This is a genomic window from Asaia sp. W19, from assembly GCF_003994335.1.
In the GTDB taxonomy this organism is placed as follows: Bacteria; Pseudomonadota; Alphaproteobacteria; order Acetobacterales; family Acetobacteraceae; genus Asaia.
On record NZ_PNQZ01000019.1, the window covers coordinates 157,496 to 182,156 of the forward strand.

The following is a 24,661-nucleotide window of genomic DNA, read 5'->3' on the forward strand; positions in this document are numbered from 1 at the left end:
GCCATCTCTGACAAATCCTCGTTTCTCCGTTTTCAGGACCATCACCACTCGATGACCGATCCGATTACCGCCACCACCCTCCCCAATGGCCTTACTATTGTCACCGAGAGGATGGAGCGCGTCGAAACCGTTTCCTTTGGGGCCTATGTCGCCGCCGGCACGCGCAATGAAAGCGCCGAGGAGAACGGTGTCTCCCATTTTCTCGAGCACATGGCCTTCAAAGGCACGCAGCGTCGCAGCGCTGCGCGCATTGCGGAGGAGATCGAGAACGTGGGCGGGCATATCAATGCCTATACGGCGCGCGAGCAGACAGCCTATTACGTCAAGCTGCTGAAAGAGGATCTGCCGCTCGGTATCGACATCATCGGCGATATCCTCACACACAGCACGTTCCTCGAGCAGGAGGTCGAGCGCGAGCGCGGCGTGATCCTGCAGGAAATCGGCCAGGCCAATGACACGCCTGACGACATCATCTTCGACCATTTCCAGGAAACCGCGTTTCGCGATCAGCCCATGGGACGTCCGACCCTGGGGACCGAGCCCCTCATCGCCTCGATGAAGCGGGAATCGATGATGCGCTACATGCAGACGCACTACACCACACGCAACATGGTGATTGCTGCTGCCGGAAACCTGCATCATGAGGCCGTGCTCGAACTGGTGCAGGAACATTTTCGGGATCTTCCCGATCATCAGCCCCCTGCACGCGAAGGCTGTCGCTATCTCGGGGGAGAACACCGCGAATCCCGCGATCTCGATCAGGCCCATCTGGTTCTAGGCTTCCCCTCGGTCAGCTATAACGACCCTGCCTATCACGCCACCATGCTGCTCTCGACCGTTCTGGGCGGCGGCATGTCATCACGTCTCTTCCAGGAGATTCGTGAAAAGCGCGGGCTCGTCTATTCCGTCTATTCCTTCGCCCTGCCTTTCCTCGATAGCGGGCTGTTCGGCATCTATGCGGGGACAGGCGAGCAGGAAGCCGCCGAACTGGTTCCCGTTCTGCTCGACGAGCTCAAGCGTATCGGTGACGGGATCAGCGGCGAGGAAATCAGCCGCGCGCGCGCTCAGGTAAAATCCTCGCTGCTCATGTCGCTCGAGAGCACTGGCAGCCGCTGTGAGCAGATCGCCCGGCAGATGCAGCTTTTCGGGCGCATCATTGACACCAGCGAGACGGTCGCAAAAATCGAGGCGGTGGATGAGGCCGCGATGATCGGCGCTGCCGAGCGCCTGTTCCGTGCGCGCCCCACGCTCGCCACGATCGGGCCTGTCGGCTCCATCCCGTCTTTTGAGGCCATCAGCCAGAGGCTTGTTGCATGAGCATGGACCAGGAGCGCCTTTTCAGCCTGATCGACGCCGCAAAACGCGCCGGGGCCGACCGGGCCGACGCGCTTCTGGTCGCGTCGCGCTCGATCTCGGCCATGTGCCGCCAGGGCGTGCCCGAGGGGCTGGAGCATTCCGAGACGCTCGCGCTTGGCCTGCGCGTGTTCGTGGGCAAGCGCGCCGCCAATGTCTCGGCGACCGCACTCGATCCCAGCCGTTTCGCGGCCCTGGCCGAGCAGGCCGTCGCCATGGCGCGGGTTGTGCCTGAGGACGCCTATGCGGGCATCGTCGACCCGGATCGGCAGGGTATCTATGACATCGCGAAGCTGGACATGGTCGATCCGACCGAAGCCCCCGGCCTCGATGCCCTGCTTGCCCGCGCACGCGAAGCCGAGGAGACCGCGCTCGGTATAAAGGGCATCACCAACAGCAATGGCGCCTCTGCCGGCTATGGCCGTGTCGAGATCACCCTTGCCGAGAGCAGCGGGTTTCATGGTGCCTATGCCCAGACCAGCCATAGTAACGGCATCAGTGTTCTTGCCGGCGATGGACCCAGCATGCAGCGCGATTATGCCGGGCATAGCGCGCGCCATCTGACCGATCTGGACGGCCCGGCGCTGCTTGGGCGCGAAGCCGCCGAACGCGCTCTGGCCCGTATGAACCCGACCAAACCGCGCACCGGGTCCTTCCCCGTGGTCTTCGACACGCGGGTCTCGGCCAGCCTGCTCGGCCATCTGGCGGGGGCGATCAATGGCTCCGCCATCGCACGCGGCACATCCTTTCTTTCGGGCCATAAGGGCAAGCTCGTTCTTCCCGAAGCGCTCAGCATCATTGATGACCCTACCCGCCCCCGCGGCCTGCGCTCCAAGCCTTTCGATGCCGAGGGCGTGCTGCCCAGCCCTTTCGCCTTTATCGAAAACGGCGTGCTGCAGGACTGGATTCTGGACGGGCGCTCAGCGCGTCAGCTCGGTCTGGCCAATAATGGCCGAGCCTCACGCGGCGTCGGCGGCCCTCCCTCTCCCGCAGTCGGGAATTTCTACCTGACGGGCGGCACGGGCTCGCGTTCGGCGTTGATGGAAGACATTGTCGAAGGCATCTACGTGACCGAGATGATGGGCTCTTCCATCAATGGCCTGACCGGCGATTACAGCCGTGGCGCTTCGGGTTTCATGATTCGTCATGGTCAGCTTGCGGAACCTGTCGCCGAGTTGACCATTGCAGGTAATCTCATCGAGATGTTCGCGGCGCTCCGTGCCGCCGATGATCTCGTCTTCCGCCATGGTGTCGATGCCCCGACGCTGAGGATCGACGCCATGAGCGTTGCCGGAAGCCAGTAAGGAGTTTTCATGTCACGCCGCCTGTTCCGCGCCTCTCTTCTGCTTCTTGCCCTTGTCCCGCTTCTGGCCGCCCCGGCCGACGCGCGCCCCGGTGGCGGTCGCTCCATGGGAAGCCGGGGAAGCCGCACCTATTCCCCCCCACCCATGACCCAGACCGCGCCTTATCAGGCGCGTCCCATGGAGCGCAGTTATGCCCCATCATCCCCCGCACCGGGCTATAGCAACCCGATGCAGCGTCCGATGGGCCAACCCTATGGCTTCGCGCAGCGGCGCCCCTTCATGACGGGTTTTGTGGGCGGTCTGTTAGGGGCCGGGCTGTTCGGCATGCTGTCCGGCCACGGTTTCCTCGGTGGCGTGGGCGGGTTCGTGTCTTTCATCGGGCTGCTGTTCCAGATCGCACTGATCGGTTTCATCATCGTGATGGTCCTGCGCTGGCTCGGCAATCGACGCAGCGCGGCTCAGGGCGGCCCTGCTTTCTCGAATGGCGCAGGCGCTCCGGCCGTGACACTCAGCAATGCTGATTACCAGAATTTCCAGCAATTGCTGCTGGATATCCAGGCGGCCTGGAGCGCGCAGAACATGCGTGCCTTGTCCAGCATGGCAACGCCTGAAATGGTATCCTATTTCAACGAGCAGCTGGCGGATTATGCCAGCCGTGGCGCACGAAACATCGTCTCGGATGTCCAGTTCATGCGCGGCGATCTTTCCGAGGCATGGCGCGAGGGCAACCTGACCTATGCCACAGTCGCCATGCAGTACTCGCTCTATGACGTGACAACCGATCAACTCGGCAATGTCATTGATGGCAGCCGTACAGAGCGACAGGTGGTGACAGAGCTCTGGACCTTCGTCCGTGCAGACGGACGCGGGAACTGGGTACTCTCGGCAATCCAGCAGGTCGGATGATCCCGTCCGGCAGGGGGAATTACTCTCCGCCTGCCGGCAAGGTGCCCATCAGGCATGCGCACCCTCTTACAAGGCGCAGCCCGAGGCGATTGCTTCAGCAAAGCGCAGGCGTCCCTCTTGGCGCTGAAGCGCGTACGGGTGAAGGGTCTGCCACTGCGCCCCACACCGTCTTCGGCATGTTTTGATCCGCTCATCGCGACACGTCGGATGGGTCGATACGCTCACGCTACAGGATCCATCGGGATCGGAAGCGTCGCACTTTCCCTTTATCAGCTTGCCCGCATTGCCGCGACCCGCGTTTCTGGTGATACGCCATGAAATGCCAGCCTAGATCGAACCCCGAATGCGGCAGTCTCCACCGCGAAACCCTTTGCCCTCCCAGTGCAGACGGAAAGCAGGGACGATGGGCGTAGGCTCACCGTGAGGACGACGTCGACGATCACGCGCTCAGCTCTAGCGCGGCATCGTGACCAGCACGACCACCGTGATCCCCAAGGCGCTGGTCTCGGAGACACGCCGCGACAGTAGTAACGGCTTGCCGCTGATCGCTCTCAGCCAGTCAATTCTGGCATGATTGACCAGCGCATCGCGCAAGCTGGCCAGCTCGTGGGCACCGACAATGCTCTTCTGATCGGTGAATCCACGAAGAGACCAGTCATAATGACCAAGGTTAAAAGCAGGGATGGCCATTAAGATCCTGCGACGAACTTTTGGCATGCTCCATGGCCTTTGCCGACGCGAAACTGGCCCTCAGGTTTCAGCACATGCGTGAACGGGCAAAGACGCCTCGGTTCAAGGGAGCGCGGGTGCAATCCCGCAGTCTGTCTCGACGCGCTTTCCCTGGCTTCTCAGCGCGGCATTTGAGGAAGCGCCCACGTGCCTATGTGCTCATATGACGTATGACACCGACAAAGGCCATGTCGAAGCGCAGCGGATACAGCATACGACACCAGTCGAAAGCGAGGGACCAGGGTTCAGCTTGTGCTTACACCATCGCTGTCACACGCTTTATCAGCGTTCCAACTGACCGGTCCGCGCGCGACCGACGCGCAGAGGTGACCGGAAAGCCCGCCATCTGGACACTCCAGAAAATGGCTGCGGTCGCAATGCGCTGATGCTGGAGGATATCCGCTCGAGATAGTTGTCCCCTGGCAGGAAGCCCGGTTTGGAATCGGGAGAAGTCAGAGACGCAGATAGGTCAGGGCAAAGAGCGAAAGCATCACCAGGGAAAGTCCACACAGAAGTCCCATGATCCGGCCCTGCTGGCGGGTGAGCGCGGTCTCTTTCTTCATGGGAATAGCACCCGATCAATCAAAAGCGCGGAAAAGAGAAAGAACAGATAGGCAAGCGAATAGCGAAACGCGTGGCGCGCGGGCTTGTCTGCCGTAAGGCTGACACCTGTTTCATCCTGCTTGTCGAAAAGAACGCGCAGGGCAAACCAGACAAAACCCAGACCAAGCAGCGTCGCACTGATCGTGTAGATGGCACCGCACAGCCCAAGTACGGAGGGCACAAGCGAGACTGCCATGAGGATGAGCGTATAGGCGATGATATTCCACCGCGTGTGGCGTGCACCTTTCACCACGGGCAACATGGGTATACCCGCCTTGGTGTAATCCTTGCACGCATAGAGCGAGAGCGACCAGAAATGCGGGGGGGTCCAGAGGAAGACGATCGCAAACATCACGACGGGCAGCACATTCATGGTGCCTGTGGCCGCAGCCCAGCCGATCATGGGAGGAAAGGCCCCTGCGGCTCCCCCGATCACGATGTTCTGTGGCGTGCTGCGCTTGAGCCACATCGTGTAGATTACAGCATAGAAGAAGATCGAAAACGCCAGAATGCCCGCGGCGAGCGCGTTACTGGCCAGCCAGAGCAGCGCGACGGAAGCAAGGGAGAGGACGATACCGTAAATCAGCGCGCCATCGGCATCCATACGCGCATCGGGGATGGGCCGAACCGAGGTGCGCTTCATGATCGCGTCGATATCGCGATCGTACCACATGTTGATCGCTCCTGCTGCCCCGGCGCCGACGCAGATACAGAGCATGTCAATCAGCCCCAGCGGCACAGACGGCCATTGCGGAGCAACAGCCATGCCCGCCACGCCAGTGAAAACCACTAGGGAGATCACGCGCGGCTTCAAGAGGGCGAGCCAGTCCTTGAGCGTGGCCCCCTGCTGACGGTCGAAGGAAAGCACCTCAATCGCGGGATCGCGCCCTTCGACAAACCCTTGCGACGCACTCATAAGTGGTCATCTCCAAGAGCTGCACCAAGTTGCGCCTCGGCGTATCTCCGGCGTGGAGCCATCAACCTCGCACCCAGCACGGCGACGCAGAACAGCGAGACAATCATCGCAGCCTCACCGACATGCTTCACCAGTGGGAAAAGCGGCATCATGGCGAGGACGGAGAGCCCCATGGCGATCAGGTGGATGCGGCCGAGCCATAGCGGGGCAGCGATAGCCAGGTCCTGCTCCTGCCAGCGATAATAGCAGCCGAACAGGGCAAACACCGCCCCGAACAACATGGCAGAGTGAAAAGCCTCGGGAGGCGCCGGCAGCAGGCCCAGTACCCAGCCTGTCGAGAGCAGCAGCAACGCCGGAAAACTCCATGCAAACGCGATGCTGGGGGCAAAGCTGCGACGCCACAACGACACACAGATCATGCCCATGATCGCAAAACAGGGCAGTGCGACACCCAGAGCCAGTAGCACGGCATTATCCAGTCCGGGGACGGTAATGCCATGGGCCCAGACCACCGGGACGCCCAGAGCGGGTATCGCCATTGCCAGAGGCACGGATATCTTGAGGCGCGTTGAATGAAAGGCGACGAGATTGGCAATAGCCCCGAGCGCCAGTTGTATCACCAGCGCCAGAACCGGGCTCTGTACCTTGCCGAGCCAGTATTGCACGGTGGTAAACACGGCGTGACCCGCGACCAGATCATGAACCAGCCCCGCCAGCAGCACCGGCGCGACGACGATCAGGCCGAGTGACGCCAGAAGCTGCGACCAGGCGAAAGGCGACAGATCGCGGAACCGTACCATCCGGCACTCGAGGCATTTCACGATCGTCGACGAGGCCAGCAAGACGATGCCAACAACCCACAGAAACAAAGCGCCAATGAAAGCATCCGGCGAGCGCGCGCCGCAGATTGCACAAAGGGCGCCCGCGAAAAGCGCCGCAAAAGCAATGCGGTCGAAACGGATCATCAGGGAAGGAAGGGAATTCAGTTCCCCGGGGAGGACGAGCCTGCCCATACCGCCGAGGAAGGCGGGGATAAGAACGAACAGATCGAGAAGCAGGCCATGAGCCAAAGCGTGAAAAGGTCCTGCTTCCTGCGACACAAGCCCCAGAAAGCCACCAGCGAGGCCACAGAAAAGCGCGAGACCGAGAAAGGCCGCCCCGTCAGCGCGCAGTACGGCACCGCGACGGGGTTTGGTAGTCGGCGTTTGTAACAAGACCCGTTCCTTATTCTGTCGCTGGATCGTGATCCAGGCGGCTCCCGAGTCAGCGCGCAGCTAAGGGAAGCCTCTCAAGCAAGGCCAGTCTGGTATGAACTGTCGGGCACGTATGTGTCAGGCAACCAGGGCCGTCGCTTCCTTACTATCCTTCTCGAGCGGCAAAGTCACGAGCGTAAACAGGCCAGCCGGGGGTACGGGGGTTATGGTCGCGCGGCTCAGATCCTCGGGAGGCAGGAGCGATTCCATCGCGAAATCAGGGTGCCAACCCAACGAACGTGAGGCACGGGCCATGCCCCGCTCGACGGCGAGGCGCACACCGCCTGTGGCCAGAAAATGGTTCACGAAAAGGATGTGGCCACCGGGCTTGACCACGCGCTTGAGCTCGCCCAGCAGACGACGCGGGCTCGGAACGACCGAGGCGACGAACATGGCCACGGCAATATCGAAGCTGCCCGCCTCGAAGCTGGTTGCCTCTGCGTCCATTTCGAGCAGATCATCGACATTGCCGAGCTGCTGATTGATGACGCGCTGGCGCGCACGCTCCAGCATGGCCTCGGACAAATCGATCCCAGTGATATGCTTGTCGCGATTGTAATGTGGCAGAGCGAGCCCCGTACCAACACCCACTTCGAGGACGCGCTGTCCCGGCAGGGCATTGACTGCGGCAACCGCCCGACGGCGCCCGAAGGCCGATATGCCGCCGAAAACGGAGTCGTAGACTCTGGCCCAGCGGCGATAGGCTGCGCGCACGGCGTCTGCGTCCAGTGCGGAGCGGGGGCGCGGATGGGCGTCATCCAGGGAAGCATTGGGATCGATCAGGGGGTCCGGTCGTGTCATCAGGCTTTGTTCGTCTGGTCGCACAAAATCGTTCATTACGTCCTGATACCTGCTTCAAATCCGCACTGTTGGCTAGGGGCGTTCATAGAGCGCCTGACCTTAGCGAGTTCGGGCAGGCAACGCGTTCTTCCGCCCATCCTACCCGATCTCGGGGGCACTGACGAGGGCTGGTTTGCAATTCGTCATGCCACGCGTCTAGAAAAGACGTCAGATTGCATCAAGACCCGTCATGACCAATCAAGAAAGAATACAGTCTCGATGTCGTATTCCAGTATCGCTCTTTTCCTGCTGACTCTCGCATTATGGCTTTCGATCTTCATCGTGCATTACAAAAGCCGCATCAGCGAGTGGTACCAAAACCGCTTCGGCGCGATACCCCCGTCCGCACTTCCCGATGATAGCCTGCCGGAGATCTCCCTCCCTTTCCGTTACGACCCCCCTCCCCGTGACAAGGAGGAAGATCAGAAAGCGCCTGAGTTACAGGAAGATAAAACGTCCTAGGGAGCCTGATCAGCCCAGACGGCGCTCGATGGCATCCCAAACCAGCCCGGCGCTGTTGACGCCGTTGAACCGATCGAGTTCCTGCAGTCCGGTCGGAGAGGTCACATTGATCTCGGTCAGCCAGTCGCCGATGACATCAATTCCGACAAAGATCAGGCCATTGTCACGCAGATGTGACCCGATACGCGCACAGATCTCCTGATCACGCTCGGTCAGGGCCACCGCCTCGGCGCGTCCCCCGACATGCATGTTCGACCGCGCCTCGCCTGTCGCAGGCACGCGGTTGATGGCTCCGATAGGTTCGCCATCGACGAGGATGATGCGCTTGTCTCCCTTGCGCACCATGGCCTCGTAGCGCTGGATCATGAGGGGCTCGCGCGAGCGGCTGAAATGCAGTTCCAGAAGTGAGGCGAAATTCTCGTCCCCCTCACGAATACGGAAGATACCAGCCCCGCCATTGCCATAGAGCGGCTTGAGGATGACATCGCCATAGCGCTCCCGAAATTCCGTGAGCGCGGTCACGTCCCAGGTGACCAGGGTGGGGGGCATCAGGTCAGGATAATGTGTGACCAGAAGCTTTTCCGGTGCATCACGCACCGATCGCGGGTCGTTGACAACCAGCGTCTTGCCTGTACCCACACCATGAACATGCTCGAGCATATGGGTGGCTGTGATGTAGCCCATGTCGAAGGGCGGATCCTGACGCATCAGCACCACATCGGTTTCGCCGAGATTGAGACGCGATACCGGACCGAAGCTGGCATGATCCCCTTTGACGCGCTGTACTTTCACCGGACGCGCCATGGCCGAGACCCGACCACGATGCAGTTCCGTCTCAGCGCCCCCTTCACCGAGGCAAAGCGTGTCGACAGGATAGACATGCAGCTCATGACCGCGTCGCTGCGCCTCGAGCATCAAGGCAAAGGTCGAATCGCCGTCAATATTCACATGTTCCAGCGGATCCATCTGCACGGCTATTCTGAGCGCCATCGGCTCGGTCCTTTCGGTATTTGAATTCATCGTGAGGGGATCAGGCCCCAGGCCCACAAGATGGGCTTTATCGTGATCAGGTCTAACAGAGGTCGCGCCGCTTTCCTACGCCGGGCATACCGTGCCCGAACGTGCAGCTAAGCGGGATAGGCAATTGATAGAATTTCCAGCATCACGGCGCCTCCCGGCGTCTGAAGACTGACTTCGTCCCCCACGCGTGCGCGCATCAGCGCGCGCGCGACAGGAGAAACCAGGCTGATCTCGCGCCGTGTCAGATCCGCCTCGTCGCACCCGACGATGGTGACGTCATGCGTCACATCGTCCTCATCGACATAGGAAACCTGCGCGCCGAAGAAGACGCGATCACGCGTGGTCTGCGTCGCAGGATCGATAATCAGCGCGTGTTCAAGACGCTTGCTCAGAAAACGCGCCCGTCGATCAATCTCACGCAGACGACGCTTGCCATAGAGATAATCGCCATTCTCGGAGCGATCTCCATTTCCGGCAGCCCAGGAAACGATCTCGACAATCCTCGGGCGTTCCACGTGCATCAATTCGCGCAGTTCCTCGCGCATCCGGGCTGCCCCCAGCGGGGTCAGATAATGAGAGAGAGAGGCCTTGCTGTTCTCACCCACGCTCTTCGACCACCCGATAGTGGATGATACCAGAGATGCGTTGGCCCGGAGCGAGCACATGCACCCCATTCTCCAGTATATCGGGGTGGTTGACCCCGTTATTCATGTTCGTTACGGCCTCGACTGCGACAAAATTCTTCTCGGGCGCGGTGAAGACGACGAGATGCTGAAAAACGGGGTCCACCTCGATGTCCAGGCTATACCCGGCTGACGGGTAGGCCAGCCGAACCCTCCCCTCCCAACCCGAGAAGCAGTTATCGACCCGGGCCTCTCCCACTAGACGGGCAGGATCGAAACACCATGCGCCCTCGCATGATTTCTGGTCGGTGGGCAACATGTCAGGGCCGTTCTCCCAGAGGGAACGCGCCGCAAAATTGAGGGTCATGTCCTCGCTGCGCGCGAAAAACGGATGGTATCCCATCCCCACAGGCTGGGAGCGCGTATCGCGGTTGGCCAGAAGGATCTCGACGCTGAGCCCTGTGCGATGCAAGACAAACGAAAGGACCGCCCGATAGGCGAAGGGCCATTGTGCCGGGTCGTCTCCCTTGGCCGGATCATGATCGAGATAGAGTATGGCGCGCTCGGCATCGCTCTGGGCGACAGACCAGACCCGCTCCCAGCCATTACCGTGGATCGCGTTGGGCTCGGCGCCGAAATTCCGCGCAAGTGTATAGTCCTGCCCCTCGAAGCTGAATCGCCCGCCCCCGATGCGGTTGGAGAAGGGTACCAGCGGATAGCCTGCCACCGGTGTGTTCTTCTGCGCCGCCAGGCTCGGGTCTGCGGTCGGCACCAGAAGGTCACGCCCGCGCAATCGCCAGAATGCAAGGCTCCCCCCGAGAGAAGGCAGCACTCCAAGATGGGCCTCACCCAGTTTGAGCTCGATCATCCTGCTTTCCTCCTGCCGCCGCGCTTCTTGGCCGGGTCATACCCGCCGCCGCCCGGTCCGAGGGGTCGCGGCGTTTTGTCCTTGCTTCTGAACCCGCTACGCCCTGCGGTCGAACTCGGCAAGGGGGGCGGCTCCAGCCCCAGATCGATCGCCTCGAGACGTTTGATCTCGTCACGCAGACGTGCAGCCTGCTCAAAATCGAGATCCGCCGCTGCGGCGCGCATACGCTTTTCCAGATCCTGGATAGACGCAGCGAGAGATTTACCGACGAATTCCTGCGTGTCACCTGCCTCATCGGGACCAACGGTCACGTAGTCCTGCTCAAACACAGAGGAAAGGGCGTCGCCTATGCGCGAGCGCACAGTCTGTGGCGTGATGCCATGGGCCTCGTTCCACTCAACCTGCCGTGCCCGTCGTCGTGCCGTCTCCTCGATCGCGAATTCGAGCGAGCCGGTCATCTTGTCGGCATAGAGCAGCACCCGCCCATCGACGTTACGCGCGGCGCGCCCGATCGTCTGGATCAATGAGGTCCGGCTACGCAGGAAGCCTTCCTTATCGGCGTCAAGAATGGCTACCAGCGCGCATTCAGGGATATCGAGACCCTCTCGCAGAAGGTTGATGCCCACGAGCACATCAAAAGCGCCGAGACGCAGATCGCGTATGATCTCGATACGCTCGAGTGTATCGACGTCCGAATGCAGGTACCGAACCTTGATGCCTGCCTCGCCCAGGTACTCTGTCAGATCCTCGGCCATGCGTTTGGTGAGCGTCGTCACCAGCACACGCCCACCCGCGGTAATGGTATCACGTGCCTCAGCCAGAAGATCGTCCACCTGTCCCTCGACCGGACGCACAATCGTCACAGGGTCGATCAGCCCGGTAGGCCGAATGATCTGCTCAGCGAAGACACCGGAAGTGCGCTCCATCTCCCACGGACCCGGCGTTGCGGAAACGAACACGCTCTGGGGTCGGAGCGCCTGCCACTCCTCGAATTTCAGGGGGCGGTTGTCGAGGCAGGAGGGCAGCCGGAACCCGTACTCGGACAGCACGGATTTGCGCGCATGGTCACCACGTGCCATGCCGCCAATCTGGGGCACCGTCACGTGGCTCTCATCAACGATCAGCAGCGCATCTTCAGGTAGATATTCGAAAAGCGTAGGGGGTGGGTCGCCCGGACCTCGGCCGGAGAGATATCGGGAATAATTCTCGATGCCTTTGCAGGCCCCGGTGGTCTCGATCATTTCCAGATCGAAAATAGTGCGCTGCTGCAGGCGTTCTGCCTCCAGCAGTTTCCCCGCCGCATTGAGCTCATCCAGACGCTGGCGCAACTCCGCCTTGATGCCAATCATGGCCTGATTGAGTGTCGGGCGCGGCGTCACGTAATGCGAATTGGCATAGACGCTGATTTCGGAAAGATCGGCCGTCTTGTTGCCTGTGAGAGGATCGAACTCCGTGATCGCCTCGATCTCGTCACCAAAGAGCGACACGCGCCACGCACGATCCTCATTCTGGACTGGGAAGATATCGATCTGCTCGCCGCGCACGCGGAAGGTACCGCGTTCGAACGACGCGTCATTGCGTCGATATTGCAGTTCAACCAGCGCCTTGATCAGACGATCGCGATCAATACTGCCCCCCGCCTCGAGCTTGACCACCATGCGTGAATAGGTTTCGACCGAACCTATGCCATAGATGCACGACACCGAGGCCACGATGATGACATCGTTACGCTCAAGCAGTGCCTGTGTGGCGGCATGGCGCATCCGGTCGATCTGCTCGTTGATCTGGCTGTCTTTCTCGATATACGTATCCGAGCGTGGCACATAGGCTTCGGGCTGATAGTAGTCGTAATACGAGACAAAATATTCGACCGCGTTGTCAGGGAAGAACTGCTTCATCTCCCCATAGAGCTGCGCAGCCAGCGTCTTGTTGGGCGCCAGAATGAGCGTCGGCTTTTGCGTCGCTTCGATGACCTTGGCCATAGTGAAGGTCTTGCCCGAGCCTGTGACGCCCAGCAGAACCTGATCGACCTCCCCGTCATTGACGCCCTGCGTCAGCTCCGCAATGGCTGTCGGCTGGTCGCCAGCGGGCTCGTATTCGGATTTGACCACGAGACGCCGCAGCTTCTCCTTTGCCGGCTGACGTTCGGGTCTGAACCCCATGAGACGGTGCTCGGGGATCGCTTCCATCGTGGATCGTGTTGCTGTCGCCATGGCTGGGAAATGGGCTTTCGGTCGGGCTGTCACAAGAGCGGGATTGAAGGCGTCAACGCCCCATGACAGACAGGGGTTCATGACGCAGGAAATCCTCACCTCCCCCAGACACCGACAGATCGTGGCCCTCGTTCAGGCGCATGGCTTCATGTCCAACGAGGATCTCGCCCAGAAGCTGGGAGTCACGGTCCAGACCATCCGGCGCGATCTCAATCTTCTGTCGGAGACCGGGCATGTGGCCCGCTATCACGGGGGCGCGAGTCCGGCCTCATCAACCGAGAATATCGCCTATGGCGAACGCCAGACCCTGCATTCCCGCGCCAAGGACGCGATCGGCGCCCTGGCGGCAGCACTCATCCCGGATGGCAGCTCCCTGTTCATCAATATCGGCACAACGACCGAAGCTTTCGCGCGGGCGCTGACCGGGCACCGGGATCTGCACGTCATCACCAACAACTTGCATGTCGCGGTCGCGCTCTCACCCAGAGCGGATTTCCGGACCGTGATTGCGGGTGGGCTCGTACGCCCGCAGGACGGTGGAATCATTGGTGCCGGGGCCACGGAGTCCCTCTCGGGATTTCGGGCCGATTTTGGCGTGATCGGCATCTCGGGCGTTGAGGAGGATGGCACCTTGCTCGATTTCGATCTGGACGAGATTCAGTGCGCTCGGGCCATCATGCGCCATGCAAGACGGGTGATCCTGCTTGCGGACCACACCAAGTTCACCCGCAAGCCCGTCGGGCGGGTTGGCGATCTGCGCGATATCGATGATTTCGTCACAGACAGGATGCCCAGCGCAGAATTTCGAACCAGCCTGTCGGTCGCCAATGTGACATTGCATGTTACATGACCCGATTAATGGGCAACATATAACACGAACACGTTATTCATAACGTTTGTTGTTCGTTTTTTTTCGTTTTCGTTCTATTGAAGCCTTCGCACTCGTCTGAAGCGAAGGATGCTCTCCCATGACCGACCAGAGCCGACCGGATCGAACCCGACACGATCAGGAAGGAAACCCGCCCACGACGCTCTATGATCTCCTCGTGATAGGCGGCGGTATCAATGGTGCGGGCATAGCTCGAGACGCCGCAGGGCGTGGGCAGAAAGTGCTTCTGGTCGAAAAGGATGATCTCGCGAGCCACACCTCCTCGGCGAGCACCAAGCTCATCCATGGCGGGCTGCGCTATCTCGAATATTACGAGTTCCGGCTGGTGCGCGAGGCGCTTTACGAGCGTGAGCGCCTCCTGAAAATCGCCCCGCACATCATCTGGCCCCTGCGTTTCATCCTGCCCCACTCCGCAATACTGCGTCCGGCCTGGCTGCTGCGCACCGGCCTGTTCCTGTATGATAATCTCTGCCGCACAATGACCCTGCCCAAGACGCGCAGTCTCGCCTTGCAGAAGGAAAAGGCCGGTCAGATCTTGCGTCAGGATTACGTGCGCGGGTTCGAGTATTCGGATGGCTGGGTGCAGGACAGTCGGCTGGTCGTTCTCAACGCCCGGGATGCCGCTGATCGCGGCGCCGAGATCTGCACGCGCACGAGGCTCGTCTCTGCGGAGCGTCACAGGGAGTACTGGGCAGCCACGCTGGAAGAGGTACTGACCGGCGAACGCCGACGCGTCCATGCACGTGCTCTGGTCAATGCAGCCGGTCCCTGGGTGGCTGAACTGCTCCAGGATCGTCTGTCGATCGAGAGCCGCAACAATGTGCGCCTGGTCAAGGGAAGCCATATTGTTGTGCCGCGTCAGTTCGAAACCGACCAGGCCTATATCCTGCAAAATCCCGACCGTCGCATCGTGTTTGCCATCCCCTACGAGACCGATTTTACCCTGATCGGCACAACCGATATCCCCTGGGAGCAGGACGCGAACAAGGTCTCGATCAGCCCGGACGAAATCACCTATCTCTGCGAAAGCGTGAACCGCTATTTCCGCAAGACCATCACGCCTGATGATGTCGTCTGGAGCTATTCGGGCGTGCGCCCCCTTTACGACGATCATTCAGGCAATGCCTCGGCGGTCACGCGGGACTACAGGCTCGATATCGATCATGACGGTGCCCCCGTGCTCTCGGTTTTCGGCGGCAAGATCACGACCTATCGCAAGCTCGCCGAACATGCGCTCGAAAAGCTCTCCCCTCATCTCAGGGGCCTTCCCGTCACGTCATGGACCGCAGACAAGCCCCTGCCCGGCGGCGATTTCGCCCGCGGCAGCTTCACACGACGCGTCGATGCGCTCACGCGTCGCATCACGGGCCTGTCGCATCAGACCGCTACACGGCTCGTGCGTAATTACGGCACGCTGGTCGACACCCTGATCCTACCCGGACAGAACGCCGAACTTGGCCCGCATCTGGGCGCGGATCTCTACGGATGCGAGGTCGATTATCTGATCGACCATGAATGGGCACGCAGCGCAGACGATATTTTGTGGCGTCGCTCCAAGCTTGGGCTTCGCCTGCAACCCGGCGAGACCAGGGCCCTGCAGGACTATATCGACAGACGCCTGCACCGTAACAGCGCGGACGCTGTTGCACCTCCCATCACCGATCCAGCACCGGAAACAACCGAAGGCGGCGTGGCCGCCTGACCTTCTTCCCTCCCCCCATCCTCTGGCTAGCGGACATATTCTCATGTCAGAAAGAAAACGCTATCTCGGCGAACTGATCTCAGAGTTCATCGCCGTCACGATCATCATCATCTTCGGCGACAGCGTCGCCGCAATGATCGTGCTTTATGACCCGAACCCTTATCAGAACGCCTATTGGGGCGTCGCCATTGTCTGGGGGCTGGGGGTCACTATCGCCATCTACGCCACGGGGGCCGTCAGCGGCACACATGCCAACCCCGCCGTCACGCTTGCGCTCGCGCTCTATCGCGGTTTCTCCTGGAAGAAGGTCCTGCCTTATTGCACCGCTCAGGTCCTTGGCGGCATTGCAGGCGCGGCCATCGTCTATCTGAACTTCCATCCGGTGATCGATCATTACAACATGACCCATCACTTTACCCGTGCAGGGGATGGAGGGGCTGCGGGCGTCTTCTTTACTCATCCTGGCCTTGCGGTCACGGCCATGCACTCCTTCGTGGTGCAGATCGTGCTGACCGGGGTGCTCGTCTTCGGCATCTTCGCCATCACCTGCCAGTATAACACGCAGGCCCCGCAGGCGAATTCCGGAGCGCTCATCATCGGGTTACTGGTTGCAGCCATTGGCGCCTCATCCGGATATCTGGATGCCTGGGCCATCAATCCGGCACGTGATTTCGGTCCGCGCACCTTCGCATTTTTCGCCGGATGGGGAGCCTCGGCCTTTCCGGCACCCCAGCATTACTGGTGGGTGCCGATTGCAGGCCCCCTCGTGGGCGGCGTGATCGGAGCAGGAATCTACCAGTTCACGCTGCGCCCCTTCATGCCGAACTACAATCCTGAACAGGCCAAACCCCTGACGCCAGTTCTGACCGAGCCTGTCGCGTCCCGCACCGCGACCGGCAGTTATCCGGCCGCTGGGCCTCAGGCAACGCCCGTTCCCTGAAAGCACTGACCGACGCCGTTCTGCCTGACACTCCTCCCTATAGCAGGGCGTGCCCGAGGCGCGCCCGTCGGAGCAACATCATGACCCAGAAGACCCATATTCTCGCCATCGATCAGGGCACGACCTCCACCCGCAGCATCGTGTTCGACAACAGGGCCCGCACGCTCTCCCTGTCGCGCCGCGAGTTCAAACAGCATTACCCCAATCCCGGCTGGGTAGAGCACGATGTCGAGGATATCTGGAGCGACGCGCTCACCACAGCGCGCGAGGCCATCGCGGAATCGGGCGGCGTCGAGAAAATCGCGGGTCTGGGGATTACAAGCCAGCGCGAGACCGTGGTGATCTGGGAGCGGGCGACCGGCAAGCCCGTGCATAAAGCCATTGTCTGGCAGGATCGTCGCACCGCGTCGTTCTGTGCCGAACTCAAGCGCGATGGCGCCGAGGAGCTGGTACGCTCCAGAACGGGTCTCCTGCTTGACCCGTATTTCTCGGCCAGCAAGATCACCTGGCTGCTCGATAACGTTGAGGGACTGCGCGAGCGGGCAGAAGCCGGCGAACTCGCGATGGGCACGATCGATTGCTTCCTTCTGTGGCGCCTGACGGGTGGAAAGACGCATGCGACGGATGTCACCAATGCGAGCCGCACCGCCTTGTTCAATATCCACACCCAGGAATGGGACAAGGAGCTTCTGAAACTGTTCCGCGTCCCCGAGGCGCTGCTGCCTGCACTGTGCGACAATAGTGGTGCGCTGGGCCTGACCGATCCGGAGCTCTTCGGTCAGGCCATTCCCATCGGCGGCATGGCGGGCGACCAGCATGCCGCGCTGGTCGGTCAGGCCTGCTTCAAGCCAGGCATGGCCAAGGCGACCTACGGCACGGGCTGCTTCATGCTGCTCAATACGGGGGAGAAACCGGTCACATCGCATCACAGGCTGCTCACCACGATCGGCTACCGCATTAACGGCAAGACCACCTATGCGCTCGAGGGTTCGATCTTCGTGGCCGGGGCCGCCATCAAATGGCTGCGTGACGGGCTGCATCTGATCACCCATGCCTCGCAGACCGATGACATGGCCACCCGTGTACCTGACAGCCATGGCGTTTATATGGTGCCCGGCTTCGTGGGGCTTGGCGCTCCGCATTGGGACCCTGAGGCACGCGGACTGATCTGCGGCCTCACTCTGGGCTCGACCGAAGCCCATATTGCCCGGGCCGCGCTGGAATCCGTAGCCTATCAGACCTATGATCTGGCGCATGCCATGCGCGAGGATGGCGCGATGCAGGCCCAGACCTTGCGGATCGACGGGGGCATGTCGGCCAATGACTGGTTCTCTCAGTTCCTGGCCAATATTCTCGATACCGAGGTGCAGCGCCCGGTCGATCTGGAAACGACAGCACTTGGGGCGGCCTTTCTGGCCGGTCTCGCAACAGGCGTGTGGCAATCCCTCGATGAGGTTGCCACCACCTGGGAGGAAGAGCGCCGCTTCGCACCGCGGATCGAGCCCGGACTGCGTCTCGAGTTGCTGCGTGGTTGGGAAGATGCGGTGAGGCGCACCCTGACGCCTGCCCCCACTCCCTCAGGCAGCAGCGTCAACCGTCATGATCGCGCCGCCTGAGTAACATTCCCCGGCGGGGCGTGCCCTGCCGGGACCGGCACCTCAGATGAGGGAAGCCAGAGCGAGCGCTGCCGCGTATTGCCCCACGGTAAATACCGCATGGGCCAGAAGAACAAGTCCGTAGAGTTTCCTCGGATTGGGCGTTTTCAGCCCCAGAAACCCGCCTCCCATGCCCGGCACCATGAGCGTCAGACCTGCGATGGTGGTCAGCACAAACCCGATCAGAATGACCGGCGTCAGGCTCGGGGCGGCCACGTAGCCCACTCCCCAGAAGAGCGGCAGCATCAGGGCGTAGGCGCAGCCCACGGCATAGTGGAAGATCCATCCCAGCCCATGCTCGCCCGGTGTATAGAGACCATCCGCATTGGGCGAAAACACCATCCGTCCCCTCCCCATCCCTACCAGCCAGTGCCCGACGGCGCCCCAATTGGTGCGACCGATACCGGTAGCGCGCTCCAGTGCCACGGCGTAGAGATCCAGAACCAGCGTCGAAACGACACCGACAACAAGCGTGAAGACGAGTATCGCCTCGACAGGCTGAGACATGAGAGCGTTCATGAGCGATGTTCCTCAGAGGATCGCCCCTGCGCGATCCGGGCGCACTGAATGACAGATCCCTGACCGAGCAGCCAGATCTTCCTCCCCCATGCCAGGAGGGACGCGCGCAATAGTGATCACGCGCAGCATCGCGCAAGCGCAGGGCCGTCCTGGTGATACCGATCCCGCGGGCAGTCACACAGCTTCCCGGTTTCGAAACAAGACACCTTCCCTGGACCGCGCCTCCCCTGCGCGCGACAACACATCGCCCGGTTTGCCGGCAAACAGGACCGCGGACCTTGCCATCTACGTCAGGCAGGCCCGCAGAACGGTATTGCGACATGCCTTTACTGAAACAGTCGCGCGCGTACTGATCGGATTTACTGATCGACCCATTCAACGTTGTTCATAGTGGTGACGCGTCTTTCATTATAACGTGATCAATAACACGATAATAACAAACCGTTCTTCATCTCCAGCGCTCCTTCCCTATGACAGCGCGTCCCCTGGAGCCCGAGCCCTTGCTGGGTCGATGTTTCTCTGGAGCGCGTCCTCACCATGAAAGCCCCGCCCATGACCCCGACGCTGCCAGCTCCCGCCCCCTGTTCGAGACGTCACCTCCTGAGATTGGGCGGGGCAGCCCTGGGCGGCGCGGCTCTTGCCCCGATCCTCGCGCCGATCGAGCGCGCACGCGCCGCACCATCGGCAGATTCCGTGATCGCGCCACCCAGCGTCGTGAGTTCCCCACCCCGTATCTGGGGGCCCGAGGCTCCGGTGGCGTTCACGCCCGACCCGGATATCCTGTTTTACGATCCCTCATTTTCGACGGTCATTCTCGATAACGCGCCGCTCGTTCAGGCCTGGAAGGGCAAGGCGCTCTGGCTTGAAGGGCCGGCATGGTCCAGCGACGGGCGGTTTCTCATCACGAGCGACGTAATGGGCAGCACCCAGTATCGCTACCTGCCTGAAGAGCGCTGCATGACGGTGTTCCGCAAGGAGAGCTATCACTCCAACGGCAATACCTATGACCGTGAGGGGCGTCTGATCACCTGCGAGCACGGCATGCGTCGCGTCATTCGCTGGGAGCATGACGGACGCTGCACGATCCTGGCCGAGAGCTTCGAGGGCAAGCGGTTGAATTCGCCCAATGATATTGTGGTGGATGCTCAGGGCGGCATCTGGTTTACCGATCCGCCCTATGGCGACAGACTCTGGGAAGGGCATCCCGATGCACCCCAGGACGGCAAGTCGGCCAAGGGCAATCTGACCTGGAATCTCGATCTGGAGGCGACCGAGCAGATTGGCGGTCAGGCAGGTCAGGAAACCCATGTGTTTCATCTTGATCCGGAAACCCGCAAGCTCACCAGTGTACTCACAGGTGCTGAGCTTTCCGGGCCAAACGGGCTCTGTTTCTCACCCGACCAGAAAACGCTCTATATCGTCTCGAGTGAGAAGGGCGCGCGCGGCCCCAAGGGGGGCGGCTATCGCAATATCTATGCCTTTGATGTGCAAAATACCACCCTCTCAAACCAGCGTGTCTTTGCTGACATGACCCTTGCAGGTCAGAAACTGATGCCCGATGGCATCAAGGCCGACCGCATGGGCAATCTCTGGGTGGCGGCCAATGGCCCGCTCGGGCTGTGCGGCGTGTTCATCTATAACCCCGCGGGCAAGATGATCGGGCGACTGCGTCTGCCGCGCAGTGTGTCCAATCTTACGTTTGGGGGTACGCAGCGCGATCGCCTGTTCATGTGTGCGGAGAATACGATCTTCACACTCGACGTCGCCACGCAGGGAGCCGGATTGTCATGACATCTTTTCTCAAGACCCTTATGCTTTCAGCCTGCATGGCTGGCGCAGGGCTCGCTCCTTTCTGCTCAAGCCCAGCCGCTTACGCCGCGACCTCGGCCTCCCCGGAACAGCCCGCACTCGAGATGGTCAAACGTTTCCCGTCCGATTTCAACATGATCGGCGTGGGTGTGTCCCATTCAGGCCTCGTCTATGCCTCTGCCCCCGCCACCATGAAGCGCTACAGTGCCAGCGTTGTCCGCATCGATCCCAAAACCGGCGCGCTCGTACCATTTCCGGACGCCAACTGGAACCGGTTCGAGCCGAAGCCGATCAATCGCGAACTCTGGGTTTCTGTCCCCGCGCTCTGGGTGGATGACGCGAACCATCTCTGGGTACTGGATTCCTCTCTCTCCTCGGTGGACCAGAAGATCCTGCCACCCAAGCTGGCAGAGTTCGATGCCGAGACAGGAAGGCTGATCCAGATCTATCATTTCGGGCCTGACATCACCCCTGAAGACTCCCTCAACGACGTACGCGTGGATACCCACACACGTACGGCCTACATCACCAATGAATGGGGGCGTGGCGGACTGGTAGTGATGGATCTCGACACCGGGGCCTATCGTCTGGTTCTGGCCAATACGCGCTCGGGCATCGCGGACCCGAAACAGCACCTTCATATCTATGGCGAACTGGCGCGCAAAAAGGATGGCAGCTTGCCCGTCACGCAGGATGACGGGATTGCCCTCTCACCCGATCGTGCCTGGCTGTATTACCGCCCACTCACCGATCATCATTACTGGCGCATCGCGACGGCCGATCTGCGCAACGCCCATCTGAGCAATGCCGATCTGGACAAGAAAGCCCAATATCTCGGCCAGTCCGTCATGAGCGGCGGGATAGAAATGGATGCCTGCAACCGGCTCTGGGTGGGCGATATCGAAAATCACGGGCTCTATGCCCTGACGTTCCCGGAAGGAGCAAAGACACCGCAGACACAGAAGGTTTACGACGATCCTGACGTGCTCGACTGGGCAGACGGCTTCGCGATCGCCAATAACTGGCTCTACATCTCCGACTCTCGTCTCGACGAGATCGCCTTCAAGAACAGTCGCCCCCTGGGCGGCACAACCACGATCTATCGCCTGTCTCTTCCACCCTGCCCGACTCAGAAAAAATGACCTTCAACAAAAACAAGACGGACAAGGCCCTGCTGCTTCCCGCCCTATGGGCGGGATTTGTCGGGGGAAATCTCTCCAGCTTCGTGAAATGGGGCACGGAAGTCCCCCTGCCACCCCGCACGCCGGATCGCGCCAGCCCGCCCGCCGAAATGCTTCGCGATCTCGGTGTGGATGTCGACCATCTTACCTATGTCTATTCCGGGCATATCGTGCCCGGCGGCGTCCTGATGGTGCACCACCTGTTCTCGATTTTCTTTGCCCTTCTCTATTGCGTGCTCTGGCTCCGTTTTCCGCGCATCGCCATGGGACAGGGCGTGGTATTTGGCCTGGTCGTGACACTCGTCTTCCACGGCACGGTGCTGCCCGCAGGACACTGGGCGCCAGCGTTGTGGAACCTCCCGCGCGCCGAGATTTTTTCCGAAACAATCGGCCACATGCTCTGGGCCTGGGTCATTGAACTGATGCGCAGGGAATTGATGCCGAGCGCTTTTGCCGATGTCAGGCGCGACACAAAGCGCGAACCCGTTGCGCCGGTCTCGGATAAGCAAGCCGCCTGAATGGCGGCGTCTTTTGGGCACGCGACCTGCCTGCGTCCGTGAAGATTCGCGCCATCGATACTTAACGGGCAGGCAGTGGTGACCTCCGGTCAGCCCTGCCATTCGCCGAACGCGTCAAGCCTGATCAGCCTCACAAGGAAGACGCGTAGGAGCCGGGGCTGGCCGGAAAGACAATCGTCTTCCTGCCGCTCAGGAAAACACGCCGATGCGCATGGGCATGAATGGCGCGCGCCAGGACCTGGCTTTCGACATCGCGCCCCAGCGCCACATAGTCTTCCGGTGACTGATTATGCGACACCCGGATGATATCCTGCTCGATGATCGGCCCTTCATCCAGATCGGCCGTAACATAATGAGCGGTCGCCCCGATGAGCTTCACGCCCCTCGCATGCGCCTGATGATAGGGATGTGCTCCCTTGAAGCTCGGAAGAAAGGAGTGATGGATATTGATCGTGCGACCCGAAAGCTGCTGGCACAGATCATCGGAAAGAACCTGCATGTAGCGGGCAAGCACGACGAGATCGGCGCCCGTCTCTCGGATGATGCGAAGTTGCTGCGCTTCTGCCTCTGCCTTGTTCTCTTTGGTCACGCGTATGTAGTGAAACGGGATATCGTGGTTGACGACGAGCTTCTGGAAATCCAGATGGTTTGAAATGACGGCCACGATATTGATCGGCAACGCACCGAGACGGACCCGATAGAGAAGATCATTCAGGCAGTGCCCGAAGCGTGAGACCATGACGACGACATTGAGTCGTTCTGCCTCGTCGTAAAAAGTCGCTTCCATGCCGTATTCTGCCGCCAGCGGCGCGAAATCACGCCGAAGTTCTTCAAGCGATGCCCCGGTCTCGGCGACAAAGCTTGTGCGCATGAAAAAGCGATTGGTCTCGCTATCGTCAAACTGGGCGCTATCGCTGATGTTGCAGCCCTTACCGGCGAGATAGCCGGAAATCACGGCAACGACCCCGCGCCGTGCCTCACAGGTTACCGTGACGCAGTAACGGCTCATCCCAGTTCCTCTCGTATCGATCAACAACTCTTGCGTTCAGCATCTCATACATTGCTCGACGGCCAAGCCCGGGCAATACCAGCGCGCCATATTCTTTCCTATCGGCCCACGCGCTGTCTCTACTTTGCGACAAAAAACGGCGCCGGAATCCATCTGTCACCGGTCGCAGACGGAATCTGATGCGATAACGCCATGACATGATGAAGCAGACGTGACTGCCCCTAGATGAAGGAAAGAGAGATATTACCCTTTTGCGGAAAGGGATCTGAAATGGGCGCGGATTTCCACATAACAAGGGCCGATCAATGGTATTTCAGCGAAGAGAATCCGATCACCGCAGAAGAATGGCTCGCTTATGTCGACCAGGATTCCGAGCTCACACTAGATCCCAGAAATGGAGAGTACCATGCCTTATGGTCTGGCGATTCCGCCTATGATGAGCCATGGCTGGACTGGTGTTCAGGTGAAATATACACGAAATGGCCTGACACTTTCCTCTTCAGAAAGATGTTCCGGATCGCGAGGGATCTGAACGCAAGAGTAGTTGACGACGAAGAACATCATTATGTCGATTAAAAAGAGTGGGAATTTGATCCTATTAGACGCTCAAAGAATGTTGAAACCCCAGCTCAGAGCAATTCGGAACCCCGAAAGGGTTTCATTGGCTGGGTGAGGCGCCATTTCATCGACCTCAAGGACTTCTGACAAAACAGGTTAACCCCCAACGGATTTCCGCTCGAACCCCCGTCAAAAGCGTTCTGCCAGAGGCGCCTTCGGACTTGTTCACGACTGCGCTCGCAAAAGGATTTCAGAACTATTTCGTTGCGATTCAGGAACGAAAATAATCCGATACAGAGTTCATTATCGAATTTCCCAGGTAGCGTTTCATCGTCTACCTGCCGAATTTCCGGTAGGTCGGAAGAGCTGCGTTATAGCTCGAGAGCCATACGCTGGTGCTCGATAGGCCCCTTGAAGAAGACAGCGCCCATCGGGCTCATGCCGAATTTTCTGTAGAAACCGAGCGCGCTGCTGCGGGCGTCGAGTTCGAGGCGGTTGGCGCCGAGTTCCCGGCAGGTCCTGATTGCCTGGTCCATAAGCTGCGTGCCGATCCCTTGCCCCTGATACGCTGCCGCCACCGCAAATTTGCGCAGCTGGATCAGATCGGGGCCGATCGGGCAGAGTGAGAGACAGCCGATCAGATGCTCTCCCCTGAACGCACCGAGATGCGTCGCTTCGGGGTCCTGCGGAACGCGGCATTCCTCTTCGGTCAGGCTGGGCCATAACACGGAGCGACGCAACGGGAGGCAGGCTTCGGTTGTGATCCGGGTGATGTGAATGGGGTCTTCCAT

General features: G+C 60.4%; 23 protein-coding genes. 12 read left to right on the forward strand and 11 right to left on the reverse strand.

Annotation, left to right across the window (positions count from 1 at the left end; translation table 11 throughout):
• Positions 1 to 51 precede the first annotated feature (51 nt).
• Genes C0V97_RS04955 through C0V97_RS04965 form a run of 3 tightly spaced genes read left to right on the forward strand, consistent with a single transcriptional unit; the run spans position 52 to position 3,563 of the window.
• On the forward strand, positions 52 to 1,317 hold the full coding sequence (locus C0V97_RS04955; RefSeq protein ID WP_127101273.1) for a pitrilysin family protein: 1,266 nt from the start codon (positions 52 to 54) through the stop codon (positions 1,315 to 1,317).
• A complete protein-coding gene (locus C0V97_RS04960; protein ID WP_127101275.1) occupies positions 1,314 to 2,657 on the forward strand; it encodes a TldD/PmbA family protein in 1,344 nt (447 codons plus the stop codon). Before C0V97_RS04955 ends, C0V97_RS04960 begins: the two co-directional genes overlap by 4 nt.
• A gap of 9 nt (positions 2,658 to 2,666) precedes the next feature.
• The gene (locus tag C0V97_RS04965) at positions 2,667 to 3,563 is read left to right on the forward strand and encodes a TIM44-like domain-containing protein (protein WP_127101277.1); all 897 of its coding nucleotides are present in this window, start codon (positions 2,667 to 2,669) and stop codon (positions 3,561 to 3,563) included.
• Positions 3,564 to 4,016: 453 nt separating this feature from the next.
• Here the strand turns inward: C0V97_RS04965 and C0V97_RS04970 are convergent, their stop codons facing one another.
• From C0V97_RS04970 to C0V97_RS04985, 4 genes are all read right to left on the reverse strand, one after another.
• Positions 4,017 to 4,280, reverse strand: a complete 264-nt coding sequence (locus C0V97_RS04970) for a hypothetical protein (RefSeq protein WP_127101279.1) — start codon at positions 4,278 to 4,280, stop codon at positions 4,017 to 4,019.
• Positions 4,281 to 4,851: 571 nt separating this feature from the next.
• Complete coding sequence (locus tag C0V97_RS04975; RefSeq protein ID WP_127101281.1) at positions 4,852 to 5,811, reverse strand: heme o synthase; 960 nt, start codon at positions 5,809 to 5,811, stop codon at positions 4,852 to 4,854.
• Positions 5,808 to 7,025: a hypothetical protein gene (locus C0V97_RS04980; protein WP_127101283.1), complete on the reverse strand. Its 1,218-nt coding sequence runs from the start codon at positions 7,023 to 7,025 to the stop codon at positions 5,808 to 5,810. Before C0V97_RS04980 ends, C0V97_RS04975 begins: the two co-directional genes overlap by 4 nt.
• A 117-nt stretch (positions 7,026 to 7,142) precedes the next feature.
• Positions 7,143 to 7,865: a class I SAM-dependent methyltransferase gene (locus tag C0V97_RS04985; RefSeq protein ID WP_127101285.1), complete on the reverse strand. Its 723-nt coding sequence runs from the start codon at positions 7,863 to 7,865 to the stop codon at positions 7,143 to 7,145.
• A gap of 258 nt (positions 7,866 to 8,123) precedes the next feature.
• On the opposite strand from C0V97_RS04985, the gene C0V97_RS04990 reads away from it, so the two are divergent.
• Positions 8,124 to 8,366, forward strand: a complete 243-nt coding sequence (locus tag C0V97_RS04990; protein ID WP_127101287.1) for a hypothetical protein — start codon at positions 8,124 to 8,126, stop codon at positions 8,364 to 8,366.
• Between the two features lie 9 nt (positions 8,367 to 8,375).
• Here the strand turns inward: C0V97_RS04990 and gshB are convergent, their stop codons facing one another.
• The 4 genes from gshB to uvrB form a co-directional block, all read right to left on the reverse strand.
• The gene (gshB, locus tag C0V97_RS04995; RefSeq protein ID WP_127101289.1) at positions 8,376 to 9,356 is read right to left on the reverse strand and encodes a glutathione synthase; all 981 of its coding nucleotides are present in this window, start codon (positions 9,354 to 9,356) and stop codon (positions 8,376 to 8,378) included.
• A gap of 137 nt (positions 9,357 to 9,493) precedes the next feature.
• Positions 9,494 to 9,991, reverse strand: coding sequence for a transcription elongation factor GreB (gene greB / locus C0V97_RS05000; protein ID WP_255424153.1), 498 nt, complete (start codon positions 9,989 to 9,991; stop codon positions 9,494 to 9,496).
• Positions 9,984 to 10,877 carry an aldose 1-epimerase gene (locus C0V97_RS05005; protein ID WP_127101293.1) on the reverse strand — a complete coding sequence of 298 codons (894 nt, stop codon included), beginning with the start codon at positions 10,875 to 10,877 and terminating at the stop codon, positions 9,984 to 9,986. Before C0V97_RS05005 ends, greB begins: the two co-directional genes overlap by 8 nt.
• On the reverse strand, positions 10,874 to 13,090 hold the full coding sequence (uvrB, locus tag C0V97_RS05010; RefSeq protein WP_127101523.1) for an excinuclease ABC subunit UvrB: 2,217 nt from the start codon (positions 13,088 to 13,090) through the stop codon (positions 10,874 to 10,876). Before uvrB ends, C0V97_RS05005 begins: the two co-directional genes overlap by 4 nt.
• Positions 13,091 to 13,169: 79 nt before the next feature.
• On the opposite strand from uvrB, the gene C0V97_RS05015 reads away from it, so the two are divergent.
• From C0V97_RS05015 to glpK, 4 genes are all read left to right on the forward strand, one after another.
• Positions 13,170 to 13,940, forward strand: coding sequence for a DeoR/GlpR family DNA-binding transcription regulator (locus C0V97_RS05015; protein ID WP_127101295.1), 771 nt, complete (start codon positions 13,170 to 13,172; stop codon positions 13,938 to 13,940).
• Between the two features lie 118 nt (positions 13,941 to 14,058).
• A complete protein-coding gene (gene glpD / locus C0V97_RS05020) occupies positions 14,059 to 15,681 on the forward strand; it encodes a glycerol-3-phosphate dehydrogenase (protein WP_127101297.1) in 1,623 nt (540 codons plus the stop codon).
• A 43-nt stretch (positions 15,682 to 15,724) separates the two neighbouring features.
• Entirely contained in the window at positions 15,725 to 16,621 is an 897-nt protein-coding gene (locus tag C0V97_RS05025) for an MIP/aquaporin family protein (RefSeq protein WP_127101299.1), read from the forward strand.
• Positions 16,622 to 16,701: 80 nt separating this feature from the next.
• Positions 16,702 to 18,237, forward strand: a complete 1,536-nt coding sequence (glpK, locus tag C0V97_RS05030) for a glycerol kinase GlpK (protein ID WP_127101301.1) — start codon at positions 16,702 to 16,704, stop codon at positions 18,235 to 18,237.
• A gap of 42 nt (positions 18,238 to 18,279) precedes the next feature.
• Here glpK and C0V97_RS05035 read toward each other — a convergent pair whose 3' ends face one another.
• Positions 18,280 to 18,795 (reverse strand): DUF2938 family protein, encoded by a 516-nt coding sequence (locus tag C0V97_RS05035; protein ID WP_127101303.1) that lies wholly within the window; start codon positions 18,793 to 18,795, stop codon positions 18,280 to 18,282.
• 537 nt (positions 18,796 to 19,332) lie between these two features.
• Between C0V97_RS05035 and C0V97_RS05040 the strand changes: the two genes are divergently transcribed.
• Genes C0V97_RS05040 through C0V97_RS05050 form a run of 3 tightly spaced genes read left to right on the forward strand, consistent with a single transcriptional unit; the run spans position 19,333 to position 22,303 of the window.
• Positions 19,333 to 20,586, forward strand: a complete 1,254-nt coding sequence (locus tag C0V97_RS05040; protein WP_233581978.1) for an SMP-30/gluconolactonase/LRE family protein — start codon at positions 19,333 to 19,335, stop codon at positions 20,584 to 20,586.
• Complete coding sequence (locus tag C0V97_RS05045) at positions 20,583 to 21,746, forward strand: L-dopachrome tautomerase-related protein (RefSeq protein ID WP_127101305.1); 1,164 nt, start codon at positions 20,583 to 20,585, stop codon at positions 21,744 to 21,746. Before C0V97_RS05040 ends, C0V97_RS05045 begins: the two co-directional genes overlap by 4 nt.
• Positions 21,743 to 22,303: a DUF1440 domain-containing protein gene (locus C0V97_RS05050; RefSeq protein ID WP_127101307.1), complete on the forward strand. Its 561-nt coding sequence runs from the start codon at positions 21,743 to 21,745 to the stop codon at positions 22,301 to 22,303. Before C0V97_RS05045 ends, C0V97_RS05050 begins: the two co-directional genes overlap by 4 nt.
• A 130-nt stretch (positions 22,304 to 22,433) precedes the next feature.
• Here the strand turns inward: C0V97_RS05050 and purU are convergent, their stop codons facing one another.
• Positions 22,434 to 23,312, reverse strand: a complete 879-nt coding sequence (purU, locus tag C0V97_RS05055; protein ID WP_127101309.1) for a formyltetrahydrofolate deformylase — start codon at positions 23,310 to 23,312, stop codon at positions 22,434 to 22,436.
• Positions 23,313 to 23,582: 270 nt separating this feature from the next.
• On the opposite strand from purU, the gene C0V97_RS05060 reads away from it, so the two are divergent.
• Complete coding sequence (locus tag C0V97_RS05060) at positions 23,583 to 23,888, forward strand: hypothetical protein (protein WP_127101311.1); 306 nt, start codon at positions 23,583 to 23,585, stop codon at positions 23,886 to 23,888.
• A 353-nt stretch (positions 23,889 to 24,241) separates the two neighbouring features.
• On the opposite strand, the gene C0V97_RS05065 is transcribed toward C0V97_RS05060, so the two are convergent.
• On the reverse strand, positions 24,242 to 24,661 hold the full coding sequence (locus C0V97_RS05065; RefSeq protein WP_127101313.1) for a GNAT family N-acetyltransferase: 420 nt from the start codon (positions 24,659 to 24,661) through the stop codon (positions 24,242 to 24,244).